Here is an 876-nt window from a genome sequence, read left to right on the forward strand (position 1 = left end):
ATCGTGTCAGACCCCATCAGGCTCTAAACATGCGACCGCCCGTTCCAGAAACCTTGCTCAAAACTGGCCCATAGAATTGGGGCTGGACAGGCGCACCTGTCGCGTGATTGGATTGGCGCGGAGCACGCTGCAATACCGCGCAGCGCCAAAGGATGATGAGGCGTTACGTCTGGCGATGATCCGATTGGCCAAACGGTATGGGCGCTACGGCTACCGCAAGGTCGCCGAGCTGCTGCGTGTCGAAGGCTGGGCAGTCAATCATAAAAAGATCGAACGACTATGGCGCGAAGAAGGCTTGCAGCTCCCACAACGGCACAAGAAACGCAAACGGCTGTACCACAAGGACAGCTCGATCATCCGGCTCCGACCGCAACATCCCAATCACATCTGGAGCATTGACTTTGTCCACGACAAGCTGAGCAACGGACAGAGCTACAAGATGCTGACGGTGCTGGATGAGTATACCCGTGAGGCGCTCTGCGTAGCGGTCAAGCCGAAGATGAACAGCGCAGACGTGCTGGATGCGCTCTACCCACTCTTATTGCGGCACGGGAAGCCCGAACACATCCGTTCCGACAACGGCGCGGAGTTCATCGCAACGGCCCTGCAGACCTGGTTAAGAAAGGTGGGCATTAAGCCGATCCAAATCTACCCGGGATCACCTTGGGAGAATGGATACAACGAGCGCTTCAATGGCACTCTGCGCCGGGAAGTCCTCAACGCAGAATGGTTCCACACCACCAAACAGGCTCAGATCGTCATCAATACCTGGCTTAGACAGTACAATCGTGTCAGACCCCATCAGGCTCTAAACATGCGACCGCCCGTTCCAGAAACCTTGCTCAAAACTGGCCCATAGAATTGGGGCTGGACAGG

The 876-nt window shown here is 56.3% G+C and carries 1 protein-coding gene; it reads left to right on the plus strand.

Annotated elements, in window-relative coordinates:
- A partial coding sequence (locus tag ACR0M9_RS21105) for an IS3 family transposase (RefSeq protein WP_480774607.1) occupies positions 1-859 on the plus strand: 859 nt, incomplete at its 5' end.
- Positions 860-876 lie beyond the last annotated feature (17 nt).

This window comes from Ruegeria sp. CH2 (assembly GCF_056537065.1).